Here is a 16,597-nt window from a genome sequence, read left to right on the forward strand (position 1 = left end):
TAGTTCTTTTCCAAAAGAAGGGATAAAAAAGAAACTCAAAAAAACGAGGAGAATATTATTATGACTTGCAAATGGTATATCGTTTGTCCAATGAAGAGATATTATGATGAGGGTAAATTAGATAAAAAGTGGATAGAAAATTATTGTCATGGTGACTATAAAAGTTGCGTACGCTACCAAATGGAAGAAACGGGGAGGTACCATCCAGACAATATGTTACCTGATGGAACAATCGATAAACGTCTAAAATAAGATATTAACTAGTTAAAAGAAAAAATATTCTGCTCTCTCAGTACTATCTTAAAAAGAGCAGAATATTTTATTTATAGTGCAATTTGTGACTTAAAGCAAAAAGTATCTATTGAGCAAAAGACTTTAGAACAGTTTTTCTTAAAAGATATGCAATTAGAAATATTAGAAACATTGTCAGGACTATCATTGGACCTGATGGAACGTTTAAGTAGTAAGATAAAAAAATACCCAAAACAGATGAAAAAACACCAACTATTACAGATATTATCAGCATTTGGTTTATACTTTTTGCATAAAGCTTTGCAATAACACCAGGGGTTATAAGTAGAGCCGTTATTAGTATGATACCTATTATTTTAACGGAAACAACTATTGTAACAGATGTGATCGTTAAAAACACTAAGTTTATTATGTTTGCGGGTACCCCAAATATTTTACTTAATCTTTGATTGAACGAGTAATATTTAAGCTCCTTGTTTAAAAAAATAACCATAAAAAGAATAAGTAAGTCAAAAATTCCCAATAAAATCAAATCTTCTTGAGTTATCATTAATACGTCGCCAAATAGGAAACTATCGATTTCGGGAACGTATCCTTTTTTGAATGAAAGTAAAATTATACCTATAGCCATAGAAAGCGATAAGAGCATACCTATCACGCTATTTTCTTGCACTCTTTCTTTCTTGCCCAGTTGATGTATAGTTATTGCAAATATAATGGCAACTATTATAGACAAAAGATTCATATTTAATCCAAAGAAAAGAGCAAAGGCGATAGCACCAAACGCCACATGGGCCGCTCCGTTTCCAATAAACTCCATCTTTTTTAGGACTATGAAATTTGATAACAACGCGCTACCAAAACCTGAAAGAATGGCACCAATTAAGGCGTATCTCATAAAAGGGTAACTTAGAATATCAATCATCTTTATTGCTAACCACCTTCATCTTTTCATTGATGTGAATAAATAGTTCAAAGTCTTTAGAGTACAAAGTTCGTAAATCATTGATATCGAGATCAGCGGTGTTTTTATGGCAATGCAGTGTTTTGTTCATGCACATAATTTTGTTTGTTTCTTTGAAAATCATGTTCAAATCGTGACTAATTAAAATTATACTCATATTGCTATTATGTTTGAGATCTCTAAGAGTTCCATAAAGTATATTTTGTCCCTCTTTATCGATATTTGCTTCAGGTTCGTCCAATATTAATATATCGGGATCGGAAACCAAAGCCCTTGCCACCATCAACCTTCTGTACTCTCCTCCAGATAATTTCCCCACTAACCTGTCGTATAGATGATCAATTTGTAAAAGTCTGAGGGTTTGTCTTACTTTTTCATAATGTTCTTCTTTAAACCTTTTAAATGGTCCAACTTCATTGTACAAACCCATTAAAGCGACTTCATATACTTTGATCGGAAAATCTCTTTCCCTTTCCTCGGATTGTGGAACATATCCTATTTTTCCATTTATCTTTATTTCTCCCGTATAATCTTGTATTTCCCCGATTAGAGTTTTTATTAAGGTTGATTTTCCAGCTCCGTTAGGTCCAATTATCCCTACAAAGTCTCCTTTATAAATATCGAAAGATATATTGATCAGTATATTGTTGTTTTCAGCTGAATAATTCAAATCTCTAACGGATATTAAAGGATCAGTAGCCATAATTCACCACCCGTATAATTTCAAACAAATTGTATATGTATAAAGACTCTAAATCGAATACTCTTTCAACACTTCCTAAAGGATCCAAAACCCCTATACTTAAATTCAAGTTTTCAGCTACAGCATTCACAGCCTTATCACTGAGTTGAGGTTCATTGAAAATAGCCTTAACATTTTCCTCTTTAGCAACGTTCGTTAATTCAACTAACTGCTTTGGAGTTGGTTCTACTCCGGGAGAAAGTTGAATTACACCAGCAATTTTTATATCGTATCTTCTTGCGAGATAATCGTAGGAGTTATGAAGCGTAAATATTGACCCATCGATGACCTTCGCTTTTTCAGCAAGGTATTTATCAAGCAAAATCAATCTGTTTATATATCTTTCAGCGTTTTGAGTGTAGTAATCTTTATTTAAAGGGTCTAATTCTCCAAAAACCTCTGCCAAACCTGGAATGATGTAAGTATACATAATATATGGATCTAACCAAATGTGCGGGTTGTATGCAAAATCTTCATGCTCATGATCTTCGTCAATTCCGCTCATACTTATAAGTTCTTCACGTGGAATAAAATCGGAAACTTCAATTATTTTCACACCCTGATTTTCCAGATTCTTGGTTAGATTAGAGATAAAAATTTCTAAAGCTAAACCGTTTGTAATTAAAATATCAGATTCGTACAAGGGCACTAGTTCCTTTGGTGTTGGCGAGTATGTATGTGGACTCTTGCCTGGAGGAACAACAAGGTTCACTTGACCTTTTTCTTGTACTATTTCTTTACTTACATAGTAATAGGGTAATATCGACGTTGAAACGTTTAAAGCGAATACTAAGAATGAAGCTAATAAAACGATGGTTGTTAAAATCGTTTTTTTCATACCTTCTCTCACCTACTTTTCATATTTTTGATTATTTCAAAAATCCTTCTACTCATCGAAATTATCATATTAGTTGTCTTTTGTAATCTTCTGACATTCTTTACATATTCCTTCAAAATAAAGCGTATGAGTCAAAACTCTGAAGCCCAATCTTTCTTTTATATATTTACTCATTTGTTCAGAGTAGCATAGATCGAACCTTTCAAATTTCTTGCATTTTATACAGTATATGAAATGGAAATGCCCTTGTCCCTTGAAAAAATATTTGATTTTGTCGGAAAAAACTATGGATTTAATCTCTCCGTTTTCTTCGTAATTTTTCAAGTTTCTGTAAATTGTAGATTTATCGTAATCTTCGTTGAGTTTTTCATAAATCTGTTCGGCGTTGAGTGGATAATCGTACTCATCTAACACGCCTAAAATGTCTCTGCGAGCTTTAGTGTTTCTCATGAAAAGTTCACCTCTTCGGGATAAACATGGATGATGTTAAACTGTTTATAGCATAAAATGCAAACGATTTGTTTTTGCAACTGATTTGCATAAGCATTATACAACAAAAATTTTAAAATGTCAAGTTTTGTTATATTGTCTTTTTAATTACCTTATGATATAATTCAAAAAAAGGGGAGTAGCATAAGCTTTTCGCTTCTAACTGTTCGTCAGTACGGCGCAAGCCCGGACGGTTAGCTCATAAAGAGATTGCAAGACCTTTGTTCTTATTAGTGAGCAAAGGTCTTTTTTTGTTTATCAAATAAATTTTTTCTATTTATAATCTGAGAGAGGTGAAGTTTGTGTGGTTTACAAAAAGCAAAGACGAAGTTATCAAAGATCTTCAGGTTAATACTATTCAAGGACTTTCAACCCAAGAAGCAAAGGAACGTTTGAGCAGATATGGGGAAAACAAGCTTGCTACCCAAAAAAACAGGAGCTTGCTACAATTATTTTTTGCTCAACTCAATGATGCAATGATCTATGTTTTGTTGGGTGCAGCTTTGATCTCTGCAATATTGGGGGAACTCAGTGACGCAATAATAATTGCTGTTGTTATCTTAATAAATGCAGTAGTCGGACTTATACAAGAGTATAGAGCTGAACAAGCTTTGGAGGCTTTAAAAAAGCTTTCTACACCTAAGTCCATCGTTAAAAGAGATGGAAAAATTCTTGAAATTCCTTCAGAAGAGGTAGTCCCTGGAGACATAGTTATTATTGATGCGGGAAGATATATACCTTGTGATTTAAGACTTATCGAAACTGTCAACCTTCAAATTGACGAATCTGCCCTTACAGGTGAATCAGTACCTGTTGATAAAAATGCTGATTTAATCTTAGAGACGCTTGATACTCCCCTTGGAGACCAAAAGAATATGGCTTTCATGTCAACTTTTGCTACTTATGGCAGAGGTGTTGGGGTTGCAGTAGCTACTGGTATGAAAACAGAAATAGGTAAAATTGCTAAGATGCTCGAAGAAACTGACACAGAACAGACTCCACTTCAAAAGAAACTTACTGAGCTTAGTAAAATACTTGGCTTTGCAGCTCTTGGAATTTCTATTGCTATGTTCCTTGTCGGTATCCTCCAAGGAAGACCTTTATTTGAAATGTTCTTTACGGCAATAAGTCTTGCAGTAGCAGCAATTCCAGAAGGACTTCCTGCAATAGTTACAATAGTACTTGCTATGGGTGTTCAAAGGATGGTTAAAAAGCACGCCATAATTAGAAAGCTTCCGGCGGTTGAAACTTTAGGTTCTGTAAACATAATATGCTCTGATAAAACGGGTACCTTAACTCAAAATAAGATGACTGTGGTAAAATTCTACGCAGACAATGCTTTTGGCGATGTTGACTCACTTAATATTAATAATCCAGCTCATAAACTCCTTTTGGAGAGTTTGGTACTATGTAACGATGCTACTTATTCGCAGGAATCAAAGACTGGTGATCCAACTGAAACAGCCTTACTTGAGATGGGAGCTAAATTCAATATATTTAAAACTGCTTTTGAAGAGCAACACCCAAGAGTAAATGAAGTACCCTTTGATTCGGATAGAAAGCTTATGTCCACTGTAAATAAATATGATAATGAGTATTTAGTGTTTACTAAGGGAGCCCCGGATAATCTTCTTAAGATATGTAACAATGCATTTGTCAATGGTGAGATTGTTCCACTAACACAGGAAATTATAGATAACATAATGGATAAAGTAAATTCAATGTCTCAGGATGCCCTTAGAGTTTTAGGAGCAGCCTTCAAAAAAATAGATTCTCCTCACGGAGATATTGATAAATTAGAAACCGACTTAACCTTTATAGGCTTAATAGGTATGATCGACCCGCCAAGACTCGAAGTGAAGGATTCTATATCTTTATGCAAACAGGCTGGTATAAAGACTATTATGATAACAGGTGATCATAAAAATACTGCCTTTGCTATAGCAAAAGAACTTGGTATAACTGATGATCCTTCACAGGTAATATCCGGAGTTGAACTAGATAAGCTTACCGAGGAGGAGTTAATTAGTAAGATCGATAACTTGAGAGTATTTGCAAGAGTCTCACCTGAACATAAGGTAAAAATAGTTCGAGCTCTTAAAGCCAAAGATAACATCGTTGCCATGACTGGAGATGGGGTAAACGATGCTCCCTCATTAAAGGCTGCAGACATTGGGATTGCAATGGGGATTACAGGTACAGATGTTGCAAAGGGTGCTTCTGACATGGTCTTAACAGATGATAACTTTAGCACTATAGTTTCTGCTGTTGAGGAAGGAAGAAATATATACAATAATATTAAAAAGTCCATCGTCTTCCTGCTGTCATGCAATATTGGTGAAATAATTACGTTGTTCTTTGCCATATTATTTGGTTGGGCTACACCGTTAAAGCCTATACACATACTATGGGTTAACTTAATAACTGATACTTTTCCTGCATTATCTCTTGGAGTAGAGCCAGGGGACAAAGATGTTATGAAAGAAAAACCACGTAATCCAAATCACAGTTTGTTTGCAGGCGGTACAGGAGTAAGTTTAATACTAAACGGGGCATTAATTGGTTTAGTAACATTAACCGCCTTTGTAATTGGGGCAAGAGTTTATACAGGTACTACTAATTTATTCCCAATATTTCCTGCGAATATTTCAGATGATGCGTTAACTCACGCACAAACCATGGCTTTTGTAGTATTAAGTGTATCTCAACTAATACACTCTTTGAATATGAGACATCCAACCAAATCCATATTCCAAGTTGGTTGGTTTACAAACAAGTACCTTATCGCCTCTATCCTATTTGGGATATTCCTCCAGGAAATTGTCATAACAGTTCCATTTCTCAGAAATGTGTTTGGGGTCTTCGATTTAAGACTTTATGACTGGTCAATTGTTGTATTGCTATCTATAGTTCCTTTGGTAGTTAATGAAATAGTAAAGATATTTATTAGGCATAAGGTATCTTAATCTACCTCATCAGTATTTTTTTATCTATCACTCAAAAACATATGGTATAATTAATTAAATTATCAAAGGAGGAAAAGTATGGGTGCTATTTCTCAAATCATATCGGTTATATCTGGGTTTATCGGATTAATTTTTACCGTTTTTTTGGTGTTCAATATTTTAGAAAAATCCCCTGGGAATGAAAAAATGCAGAAACTTTCAAAAATTATTCAAGTGGGAGCTCGCTCTTTTTTATTCTCTGAATATAGGATCCTTTTTGTTGTTATATTTTTATTCGCAGCTTTTCTGTGGCTTGTAAGTTCTTATCAAATGGCTTTGTCTTTTATTTTAGGATCAGTATTTTCTGTTTTATCAGGTTTTCTAGGGATGTCAATAGCCACCAGAGCCAATGCCAGAACAACCAATGCAGCAATAAACAATTTAAAAGACGCATTGGCTGTGTCTTTTAATGGCGGAGCGGTTATGGGTATGATTGTTACTTCTTTAGGATTAATGGGATTGGGAGGTATATTTTTTCTTGGCAAAGGAAATACTGAACTAATGAGTGGTTATGCTATGGGAGCATCTTTTGTGGCACTCTTTGCAAGAGTGGGAGGGGGCATTTTCACAAAAGCCGCCGATGTAGGAGCTGATTTAGTTGGTAAGGTTGAAGCAAATATTCCAGAAGATGATCCAAGAAATCCGGCAGTTATCGCTGACAATGTGGGAGATAATGTGGGAGATGTTGCAGGTATGGGAGCTGATCTGTACGAATCCTACGTTGGTTCTATTTTTTCTGCCTCAGTCTTAGGAAGTATCGTTTTTTCTGCTAAGGGAGCACTTTTCCCATTTTTTGTTGCTTCATCAGGTTTGATATTATCAATTTTTGGTATTATTTTTGTTAATTACTACATCAAAAAAGCAAAGGAAGTTGAGCCTGAAAAGGTCTTACACTTTGGTACATATATGACGGCATTTCTTCAAGCGATAGTTGTTTTTTTCTTATCTAATATTGTATTCGGAGATTTTTCTGGCGGTTTAATTGTTATTTTAGGTATGGTAGTTGGAATTCTTATAGGGGTTTCCACTGAATACTACACTGCGAAAAAACCTGTAATAGAACTAGCTAAAAGTGCTCCATCAGGTTCGGCTCCGTTGATTATCAATGGTCTTGCGCTAGGGATGGAATCAACGCTTATCCCTATTCTTTTAATAGGAGCAGCTATTGTAATTTCATTCTACGTTTATGGTCTTTTTGGAATAGCTATTGCGGCCGTTGGAATGCTTTCAACACTGGGTATGAGTTTATCAATCGATGCATACGGTCCTATCGCTGATAATGCAGGTGGAATTGCAGAAATGGCTCATTTAGAACCATACGTTCGAGAAAGAACGGACAAGTTGGATGCTGTTGGAAATACCACAGCGGCTATGGGAAAAGGTTTTGCAATAGGATCTGCTGCATTAACGGCATTGGCTTTGTTCGCTTCTTATTTGCAAGTAACAAATATTTCAGTAGTTGATTTGAATGATGCAAATGTGTTCACAGCAATGTTAATCGGTGCCATGCTTCCATTTCTGTTTTCCTCTTTGGTAATGAAAGCAGTTGGTAACGCTGCAAATCTTATGGTTGAAGAAGTAAGAAGGCAATTTAAAGAAATTGTTGGATTAATGGAAGGAAAAGCTGATCCAGACTACGGTAAGTGTGTAAAGATCGCTACCGATGGTGCTTTGAAATATATGATACTTCCTTCTTTAATCGCTGTAATAGCTCCAATAATTATTTATCTCTTGTTAGGCAAGCAAGCTGTTGCTGGAATGTTAGCTGGAACAACAGGCTCAGGCGTTATGTTAGCGATATTCATGGCTAACTCTGGAGGTGCCTGGGATAACGCTAAGAAGTTAATAGAAACAGGAAAATATGGTGGAAAAGGGTCTTTGGCTCACAAGGCTTCTGTTGTAGGAGATACTGTGGGGGACCCTTTAAAAGATACAGCAGGACCTTCGATAAATATTTTAATAAAACTTATGTCCATAGTTTCTATAGTGATTATTCCCGTCTTAATTAGAATTTTTGAGTGAAACTCTTGGTTAAAGTGGTTGGTGTGAATACCATCCTCTTTACGGGTGGGCTGCGGGGCGAAGGGGCGCTATCTATAAAGGTTTTAGAGTTCCTAAAGTTAGTATATTCAAATTAAAATGTGGAGGTGTATATAATGAAAAGAGTCGCTGTTTTGAATGTAGGTGGAGATTGTCCAGGATTAAATGCCGTAATCCGGGCACTCATCGTTAAAGGCGCCGAAGAGGATATCGAAGTTGTTGGCGTTTACGACGGTTTTCTAGGTCTCGTGGAAGATAAATTAACAATCTTAGCTAAAGAACATGTCTCAGGTAAATTACCTGAAGGTGGCATAATTTTGGGTTCGTCAAAATACGATCCTACTGTTAATCCAAACGATTTGAAAAAGTTGAAAAATAACTTTGAGAGATATCAGATAACTAGTCTTATATTGTTAACAGGCCATACCGGAGCAAATATCGCCTTAAAATTGGCAAATGAAGGTATACCTTCGATAATAATACCTGCTACCGTTGATAATGACTTATACTGGACGGATCTTAGCGTTGGTTTTCTAACGGCATTACAGATCGTCACCGACGCCTTAGATAAACTTCATTCCACTGCCAGTGCGGGTCATAGGGTAATAGTTGTAGAAACCGGAGGAGACGAAGCAGGATGGTTAGCTACAATTGGCGGAATGGCAGGTGGTGCTGATTATATAATAGTACCAGAGTTCAAGTTAGACCCTAAAGATATGATTGAAAATATTAAAAAGAGATATTCTGCAGGTAGAAGATTTTCCATAGTCGTAGTAGAAGAAAAAGTCAAACTCCCCGAAGAAGTTCAAAATATAATAGGCGATCCAAAGGTTCGTCAATACATGAAACCAGCAGAATTAATCACAGAGTACATAAAAGCTAATCTGCAAAATGTTGAATGTAGAACCGTTGATTTGGATTATTTGCAAAGAGGAGGAACCCCTTCATCTTTTGATAGATACTTGGCTTTTAAATTCGGTGTTTCGGCTATAGACGCTGTTAAAAAAGGAAAATCTAATGTGGCTTTAGGTTTGGATGGTTTTGATGTTGTAGAAAAACCATTTACTGACGAAATTTTGAAGAACAAAGAGATAAGTCGAGAATTATACGAAATGGGTAGATTGTTTTTCTAAAAATATTATTTGGCGGTGCTTTTTGCACCGCTATTTTTAAACGCATTATTAAAATCCACAAATAATAAACTTGCTTGACTTTTTGATCATATTTTATAAAGTTTTTTAGCCTTTTCTGAAGCTACTTTATGATCGACAATAGGTGTCGGATAATCGATGCCTTTTGGAATGTTTAAAGTATGTATTTGCTCTGAGTTAAGATTGGTTAATTCTGGTAACCAAGTCTTTATGTAATTACATTCAGGATCAAATTTTTGCTGTTGCAAAATTGGGTTAAATATTCGGAAAAAAGGCTGCGCATCACAACCTGTTGAAGCAACCCATTGCCAATTACCATTATTAATTGCAGGATCGTAATCAACTAGTCTTTGTGCAAAGTATTTTTCTCCCCATCGCCAGTCAATATGTAAATCCTTAACAAGAAAACTCCCTGTTATCATTCTTACTCGGTTATGCATCCATCCCGTTAGATTCAATTGCATCATTCCAGCGTCAACTATAGGATAACCTGTTCTCCCTGTACACCAAGCCTTAAATTTATCCACATCATTTTCCCACTGTATTTGGTTATATTTCTCCTTAAAGGAATTGCCTAAAACATGAGGGAAATGATAAAGGATATGAGTAAAAAAATCACGCCAGTGAAGTTGTGTAATAATTTCATGTTCATTACCGAAGTTTTCATTTACTTTTCTATATACCTCTCTCACAGAAACTGTTCCAAATTTAAGATGGGGAGATAACTTTGTTGTTCCATCGATTGAAGGTATGTTTCTAATTTCACTGTAATTTTTTAGTTTGACTATTCTCTCTATATAACTTAACCCTTCTTCTCGCCCACCATTTAACATTGAATTTTCATTTTGAGGAAATTTATCAACCTGAAGAGCTATACTTGAGCTAATTTCTTCTGTAAAATAATTTTTAAATTTATTCTTCTGCGGTTCTCGCACATCTATTTTTTTGGATTTTTTTAAAAAATCGGTGAACTTTATATATGGCATACCATTATCTTTCAAAACTTCTGTGGGTTCATGTAATAAAACATCAAAATGTTCCTTGAAATCTACTCTTTCCCTTTCACAAATGGCTTTTATTTCGTTATCTCTTTTCTTACTAAATGGAGTGTAATCTTTATTCACGAAAACTGCTTCTATTCCTAATGTTTTAATTAAACTTTCAACTACTTTAGCAGTAAGTCCTTCAAAAAAGTATAGCCTAGCGCTCAATTGGTGTAGCTCATCATTGAGTTCTTTTAGACTGTTGATCATAAATTGAACCGCGTTGTCTGATTTGTAATCATTGTCTTTAATCTGTCGATCATCAAATATAAAAGTAGGTATGACTCTTTCACAACTTTGAAGTGCTTCTATGAGAGAAGTATTATCCTCTAACCTAAGATCTCGTCTGAATATGTGCAACCCAATTTTATATTTATAATTCGGTATTTTTGTCACCTCTAATGCCTTTAGCATGCCTTTTATAATTAAATAGAACTTGCTAACTTTATTAGTAGATAGATAAATTTAAAGTATTGAGAATTTTAAAACCCTACTTCAATTGAAAAGGATATTTTGATAAACGGCGTTGTTTCTCCGTACGGTCCAGGCCAACCTTCCACATCTTCTTTTCTCTCATCATCGTAGGGTGTTTCTAAATTTATTTCACCTTTGAGGTAGCGTTCAAAGGTAATTTTGTATCTGGTTGTTTCGTTGGCAATATCCAATCCTATTAAGTAACCTTCCATGTCGTTCCCGTAGTCAAAGCCTATGGGAATATCTTCTTCATCGTATTTGGCGGTATATTTCAAGTAAGGTGCCCATTGATTGTACATCCAAGTGTAAATCTTATAATACTCAATTTTTGGAGATATGTAGTATTGCGAAGTTTTACCTACTAATCTTGTTCCTACTCCCCAAGCGAATGCGGTCGGTTTGTAATCTGTTGCTCCTCCTTCAGTATCTGGTACTACAAAATCGTCCATCGCAAATTGCCCGTATATTTGCCAACCGTTGGTAGGAATAATAGAAGCGTCTACTCCCAACATATTATTTGAGAATCCTTCACCTAAGTTATTATGAGCTATACCAAAAGGGTTAGCATCAGAAAGGTCTGGATATTTCCCTCCGATCAAATTTAATTCGTTCAAAGAGAGTCTAACTCTATCGAAAAGATTAAATTCTAATCTGTGTATAAACAAAGTTTTTGAAGGATCAGAATACCCAAAATCTTCCAATCCAGCTCTGTCGGAGTTAGTATCAAAATTAGGATCAAAATTGCCATCAAAAGAGGTAGCTTTTTGCCTTGCTAACTCATCTTCAGTTAAGTAAGGGTCGAAGAAGTACATGGCTGATACAATTCTCATACTTCCCGCATCGTATCCACCCATGAACCCAGTAACATAAGGTAATGAGTCAGAAAGATACACCCCTCTTTCCAAATCTGACCAATTGGTTTCAAATATTCCACCAATCAACCACAGAGGATCAAAAGATTTGTAGAAGAAGCCAGGGTAAACTTCAAACTCATCGTTTGAATTTATTGGATAAGGTGTTATGTTTGTAAAATCTTTCCCTGCGTATATTGAAGATAGTAGATAAACTTCGTTTGCAGTTATCTCAGAGAAGCCCTTCGTATTAAAAAAAATGAAGATAAGTACTAATGTTTGAAGCGTTACTATTTTTCTAACTTTCTCCATATTTATCAAAGAACTCTTCTTCACTCATTATAGTAATTCCATAACTTTGAGCTTTATCTAGTTTAGAACCAGGGTTTTCTCCAACGACTAGGATATTCGTTTTCTTCGTCACATTTTCAGAGAAGGTCCCACCTTTAGATTCAACGTATTCGGCGAATTCTTGTCTTGTCATTTTAGAAAGAGCACCGGTTTGACATATAACTAAACCTTTTAGAGGTCCTTCTAATTTTTCTTCTTCTTTTTTCCCCATGTTGACTCCTGCATCTTTTAATTTCTTAACGATCTTTTTAACTTCTTCCTGTGAAAAAAACTTTATAATTGCATTTGCTATATCTTCACCAATTCCCTCTATCTCTACAAGTTCATCGAATTTTGCATCTATTAAACTGTCTAAATTTTTAAAATGATTTGCAAGGTCTTTCGCAGTTTTTGACCCAACATTTGGTATACCAAGAGCGTTAATTAATCTATCCAATTCTCTATTTTTGGATTGCTCTATTTGTGTCAATATATTTTCTACTGTTTTGTCTCCTATACCTTCTCCCAAGCTTCTAATTTTTTGTTCGTTTAAATAATAAAGATCGGCTATATCTTTAAGTAAACCTGCATCTACCATTCTTTTCAATATCTTTGGGCCAAGCCCTTGAATATTCATTGCGTTTCTTGAAACAAAATTTTCCAAAGTTCTTAAAAGCTTTTCTGGACAAGAGGGATTCAAACATCTTATTGCCACTTCAGAAGATTTTATTTTTCCAACTTTTCCACCACAGACAGGACATTTTTCAGGAGGTTGGATTATTTTTTCTTCCCCTGTTCTTTTTTCTTTAACGGGCCCTATAACTTGGGGAATTATGCCACCTGCTTTTTCAATTAATACATAATCGCCTTCCCTTATATCTCTTTCTTTTAGATAATCAAAGTTGTGTAAGCTTGCCCTTTTTACTATTGTTCCTTCAAGTTGTATGGGGTCAAATTCTGCAACAGGAGTTATTATCCCTGTACTCCCAACTTGCAGTTTTATAGCTTTTAGTTTCGTTTCTTTCTGTTCGGCTTCAAATTTGAAAGCAATTGCCCATCGTGGGGATCGGGCGGTTTCACCAAGGAGTCTTTGCAGTTCAAAACTGTTCACCTTAACTACTATCCCATCTACTTCGTATTCTAATTCCTTTCTCCTTCGATTCCATTCTTTCCAAAATTCTATAACTTGTCCGATATCTTGGGCATTTTTGTAATTAGGATTGATTCTGAAACCAACTTCTTTCAGAAAATTTATTGCTTCCTCTTGAGTTTCTAAGTTGTAATTTTGAGGGAAGATAACGTAATACATGAAAGAGCTTAACTTTCTTTTTGCCACTTCAGTACTATCCAAAAGTTTTAAAGTGCCCGCCGTGGCATTTCTAGGATTAGCGAAAACAGGTAACCCTTTTTCTTCCCTTTCAGAATTTATTCTCACAAATTCTTTTTTTGGCATGTATATTTCTCCACGTACTTCAATGGTTAGATTTTTTCTCAATCTTAAAGGAATAGAGGGGATCGTTTTTACGTTTTGCGTGATATCTTCCCCTGTAGTTCCATCGCCTCTGGTTATAGCTTGAGTTAATACTCCATCGGTGTACCTTAAAGCTACCGATACCCCATCTATCTTTAGTTCACAAAAATACTCAACATGGTTTAAACTCAAGTTCTTTAAAACCCTTTTGTGAAAATCTAAAATTTCTTCTTCGTTGTAGGTGTTATCTAAAGATAACATCGGTATCGAATGATTTACTTTATTGAATCCCTCAACAACTATCCCACCGATCCTTTGAGTGGGAGAATCGGGTGTTTTCAATTCGGGATATTTCTTTTCGAGCTCTACTAATTCTTTGAATAGCTTATCGTATTCCTGATCCGAGATAATAGGATCAGCCAATACGTAGTATCGGTAGTTATGTTCCTCTATCTCTGTTTTTAACTTTTCGTATCGCTCTTTTATGTTTTTTGGTATGTCCAAATTACAATCCCCCTTTAGTCCTCATTTATCACAACCGCTGTTGCTACGGCAAACTCTCTTTCATGGGCTATAGATATGTGTATCGTTCCGTTACCTCCAAACTTTTCGAATAGATATTTCACCGATTCTTCATCTAAATAGGGTTCTCCACTTTGTTTGTTTAGAACGGTAATTTGTGAGTAAGGGATAAACCTTTTGAAACATTTTATTAAAGATTCTTTTACTGCAAAACGACCCGCTGCATATTCTTTTTTTCTTTTTTGCCCTTTAAACGTATCGTATATTTCTTTCTCTTTTTGAGAGAGAATTTTTTGGACGTTTTTTTCGTTGATCCTGTCGACTTTTACGATGTCAACTCCTATTCCTCTGATCATTGATTAACAACCTCACATTCGCACCTGGCTCGATCTTTTGTAGAAAACTTTCAACTTTTTGGTCATTTAAGTAAATTTCATAAGACTGAATTTCTTCAGTGTTTATGGAAAGATGAGAAAATACATCTATTAATTGAACATCCTTTTTTACCTTTTTAATCGAATAATTAGCTCCATTGCTCACTTCTTCTTCTATGTCAACTATTTTTCCATCATAGGATGCGAGTATTTCTTCTTTGTTTAAATGAACCTCTTTCCCATTTAAAAATACTTTCATCTTTTCGGTTTCGATATCCAAGAATTCTTTTATCTTAGGGAGTTTTACCGCTTTTGTTTTTAGAAGATCTCCATTTTTTATTTGATAATCTTTATCTAAGATTTCTTCGTCTTTCATGATGATCGTACCCACAGGGACTTCATATGGAAGGTTATTTATTGTGAAGAAAATTTTCTCGTTGTACTCTTTAAATACATCCTCTATTTTTGGAGGTGAAGTATATATTTTATCTCCATCTTTGATCTCTTCTTCTAAACTTTCTACTTTTTCCCCATTTTTTATTACTACAGGATAAGTGGTTTTGGGTTCCCCATTTAAGTAAAATTCAATGGGTTGAATCACGTCTTTCAATTTCAAATTGACAGGTTTGCCGTTTTTGGGTTCTTCTATTTCAATGTGATCACCTGGTTTAATGGGAGAATGTATATCCGCAGATACGCCGTTTACTGTTATTTTTGCCTTTTCGCCCATATTCCCCTTTTTTATCTGTAATTTTTCGTTCAGTTCGAAAGCTATCGCAGGGGAGGGCAGTCCAACCAATTTGTCTAGCGAATAACCTGATTGTAGTAACGCTTGTAAGACGTTCATGTCTTTACCTATGATTAACATATTTACATTTCTTCCGTTTATTTTGATGGTATTGAATACACTACCCTGTTTTTTCAGTGCGACATTTACTATACCTAAAGGAGTTATGTATTCACTACCTTCCATTCTTTTTGATTCAAAAATGATATTCTCCAAATTTTTGGTAGTTTTCAGAGATACCCTTTCTTTGGGAAGCCCAAGTTTACTGGCTAATTTTTCGGTGAAAGTTGGTACTTTCCCTCCTCCACCTACCACCATCACAGCAACGGGAGGTTTCCCGTTTAGATTTAATATTTCTTTAGCAATTTTATCCGTTATGTTGTCTATAACAGGAGTTATTATCTTAATTACTTCTTCTTTTCTTACAATTTGTGGACTATCCAGGATATCGTTGTAGGTAATTTCATCGCTTTGAGATAATTGTTTTTTAATCATTTCAGCGGTTTTGAAATCCACCAATAGTTGTTGAGATATAGTATCTGTTATCTCATCTCCAGCTAAAGGTACCATCCCATAGCCTGTTATTACACCTTTATTCGATATAGATATGTCGCTTGTTCCTGCTCCCACATCCACCATTGCAACATTCAGGTTTCTCAAGTCCTCAGGTACAACTAAACTTGTGGCGGCTATCGGTTCCAATGTGACATGGATAGGTTTTAATCCAACTTTATCCAATACAGACATCATAGCTTCTACAACATTTTTTGGTAGATAAGCTGCCAAAACTTTTACCTTTGCTTGATTACCTCTTTGCCCTTCTAGATGTTTAATCCATTGATTATCAAGACTGTAGTAAAGTATTGAGTATCCTACGCAGTACATTTCTTGTGAGTAGTTTAATTTTTCTGTAGACGCTTTGACTGCTTCGAGTTCCATCTTTTTGATTGTTTCACTATCTAAATAACCATGAGTTGAAATATCGAGGCTGTATGAACCGATCGAAGAGATTAGAAACCTACCAGCTATAGCGATGGCAACTTCGGAAAGATTGATGGAACTTTCCTCTTCCAGTGTTTTCTTTATTTTGAATACACCTTTAGCAACCTTGTTGACATCATGAATCTGTCCGTCAAGCATCGCTCTATTTTCGTGTTCAACTTCTGCAAAATGCTTGATTATTATACTTTCCGTTTCTTCATCATATTCTGCTAATATCCCTACAAGAGTCCTTGTACCTATATCAAGTCCAAAGAGCATTTCC

At 35.2% G+C, this 16,597-nt stretch carries 13 protein-coding genes; 4 read left to right on the forward strand and 9 right to left on the reverse strand.

Annotated elements, in window-relative coordinates:
- Positions 1 to 60 precede the first annotated feature (60 nt).
- Entirely contained in the window at positions 61 to 252 is a 192-nt protein-coding gene (locus X925_RS06640; RefSeq protein ID WP_103064972.1) for a uracil-DNA glycosylase, read from the forward strand.
- 106 nt (positions 253 to 358) lie between these two features.
- Here X925_RS06640 and X925_RS06645 read toward each other — a convergent pair whose 3' ends face one another.
- The 4 genes from X925_RS06645 to X925_RS06660 all read right to left on the reverse strand — a co-directional run bounded on the left by X925_RS06645 (position 359) and on the right by X925_RS06660 (position 3,246).
- On the reverse strand, positions 359 to 1,177 hold the full coding sequence (locus X925_RS06645; protein ID WP_012208812.1) for a metal ABC transporter permease: 819 nt from the start codon (positions 1,175 to 1,177) through the stop codon (positions 359 to 361).
- A complete protein-coding gene (locus tag X925_RS06650; protein WP_121959498.1) occupies positions 1,170 to 1,919 on the reverse strand; it encodes a metal ABC transporter ATP-binding protein in 750 nt (249 codons plus the stop codon). The genes X925_RS06645 and X925_RS06650 overlap by 8 nt, the downstream gene beginning before the upstream one ends.
- Complete coding sequence (locus tag X925_RS06655; protein ID WP_012208814.1) at positions 1,909 to 2,796, reverse strand: metal ABC transporter substrate-binding protein; 888 nt, start codon at positions 2,794 to 2,796, stop codon at positions 1,909 to 1,911. Before X925_RS06655 ends, X925_RS06650 begins: the two co-directional genes overlap by 11 nt.
- Positions 2,797 to 2,865: 69 nt before the next feature.
- A complete protein-coding gene (locus tag X925_RS06660) occupies positions 2,866 to 3,246 on the reverse strand; it encodes a Fur family transcriptional regulator (RefSeq protein WP_121959499.1) in 381 nt (126 codons plus the stop codon).
- A 341-nt stretch (positions 3,247 to 3,587) separates the two neighbouring features.
- Between X925_RS06660 and X925_RS06665 the strand changes: the two genes are divergently transcribed.
- From X925_RS06665 to X925_RS06675, 3 genes are all read left to right on the forward strand, one after another.
- A complete protein-coding gene (locus X925_RS06665) occupies positions 3,588 to 6,251 on the forward strand; it encodes a calcium-transporting P-type ATPase, PMR1-type (protein ID WP_121959500.1) in 2,664 nt (887 codons plus the stop codon).
- A 78-nt stretch (positions 6,252 to 6,329) separates the two neighbouring features.
- Positions 6,330 to 8,312 carry a sodium-translocating pyrophosphatase gene (locus X925_RS06670; protein WP_121959501.1) on the forward strand — a complete coding sequence of 661 codons (1,983 nt, stop codon included), beginning with the start codon at positions 6,330 to 6,332 and terminating at the stop codon, positions 8,310 to 8,312.
- A 134-nt stretch (positions 8,313 to 8,446) separates the two neighbouring features.
- Entirely contained in the window at positions 8,447 to 9,463 is a 1,017-nt protein-coding gene (locus tag X925_RS06675) for a 6-phosphofructokinase (RefSeq protein WP_121959502.1), read from the forward strand.
- 86 nt (positions 9,464 to 9,549) lie between these two features.
- Here X925_RS06675 and X925_RS06680 read toward each other — a convergent pair whose 3' ends face one another.
- The 5 genes from X925_RS06680 to X925_RS06700 all read right to left on the reverse strand — a co-directional run bounded on the left by X925_RS06680 (position 9,550) and on the right by X925_RS06700 (position 16,593).
- Positions 9,550 to 10,920 carry a deoxyribodipyrimidine photo-lyase gene (locus X925_RS06680; RefSeq protein ID WP_233187754.1) on the reverse strand — a complete coding sequence of 457 codons (1,371 nt, stop codon included), beginning with the start codon at positions 10,918 to 10,920 and terminating at the stop codon, positions 9,550 to 9,552.
- An 86-nt stretch (positions 10,921 to 11,006) separates the two neighbouring features.
- The gene (locus X925_RS06685) at positions 11,007 to 12,161 is read right to left on the reverse strand and encodes a hypothetical protein (RefSeq protein ID WP_146026694.1); all 1,155 of its coding nucleotides are present in this window, start codon (positions 12,159 to 12,161) and stop codon (positions 11,007 to 11,009) included.
- Positions 12,148 to 14,154: an NAD-dependent DNA ligase LigA gene (gene ligA, locus X925_RS06690; protein ID WP_121959505.1), complete on the reverse strand. Its 2,007-nt coding sequence runs from the start codon at positions 14,152 to 14,154 to the stop codon at positions 12,148 to 12,150. Before ligA ends, X925_RS06685 begins: the two co-directional genes overlap by 14 nt.
- A gap of 14 nt (positions 14,155 to 14,168) precedes the next feature.
- Positions 14,169 to 14,528, reverse strand: a complete 360-nt coding sequence (acpS, locus tag X925_RS06695; protein WP_121959506.1) for a holo-ACP synthase — start codon at positions 14,526 to 14,528, stop codon at positions 14,169 to 14,171.
- On the reverse strand, positions 14,506 to 16,593 hold the full coding sequence (locus X925_RS06700) for a cell division FtsA domain-containing protein (RefSeq protein ID WP_121959507.1): 2,088 nt from the start codon (positions 16,591 to 16,593) through the stop codon (positions 14,506 to 14,508). The genes acpS and X925_RS06700 overlap by 23 nt, the downstream gene beginning before the upstream one ends.
- Positions 16,594 to 16,597: the final 4 nt, after the last annotated feature.

Origin of the sequence: Petrotoga sp. 9T1HF07.CasAA.8.2, from assembly GCF_002895585.1 — a bacterium.
Taxonomy (GTDB): Bacteria; Thermotogota; Thermotogae; order Petrotogales; family Petrotogaceae; genus Petrotoga; species Petrotoga mobilis.

Bases quoted from the DNA above. Each gene is read 5' to 3' on its own strand.
- X925_RS06670 (WP_121959501.1), top strand. From the start codon at position 6,330: ATGGGTGCTATTTCTCAAATCATATCGGTTATATCTGGGTTTATCGGA.
- X925_RS06655 (WP_012208814.1), bottom strand. From the start codon at position 2,796: ATGAAAAAAACGATTTTAACAACCATCGTTTTATTAGCTTCATTCTTA.
- X925_RS06640 (WP_103064972.1), top strand. From the start codon at position 61: ATGACTTGCAAATGGTATATCGTTTGTCCAATGAAGAGATATTATGAT.
- X925_RS06700 (WP_121959507.1), bottom strand. From the start codon at position 16,593: ATGCTCTTTGGACTTGATATAGGTACAAGGACTCTTGTAGGGATATTA.
- acpS (WP_121959506.1), bottom strand. From the start codon at position 14,528: ATGATCAGAGGAATAGGAGTTGACATCGTAAAAGTCGACAGGATCAAC.
- X925_RS06685 (WP_146026694.1), bottom strand. From the start codon at position 12,161: ATGGAGAAAGTTAGAAAAATAGTAACGCTTCAAACATTAGTACTTATC.
- X925_RS06675 (WP_121959502.1), top strand. From the start codon at position 8,447: ATGAAAAGAGTCGCTGTTTTGAATGTAGGTGGAGATTGTCCAGGATTA.
- X925_RS06645 (WP_012208812.1), bottom strand. From the start codon at position 1,177: ATGATTGATATTCTAAGTTACCCTTTTATGAGATACGCCTTAATTGGT.
- X925_RS06650 (WP_121959498.1), bottom strand. From the start codon at position 1,919: ATGGCTACTGATCCTTTAATATCCGTTAGAGATTTGAATTATTCAGCT.
- X925_RS06660 (WP_121959499.1), bottom strand. From the start codon at position 3,246: ATGAGAAACACTAAAGCTCGCAGAGACATTTTAGGCGTGTTAGATGAG.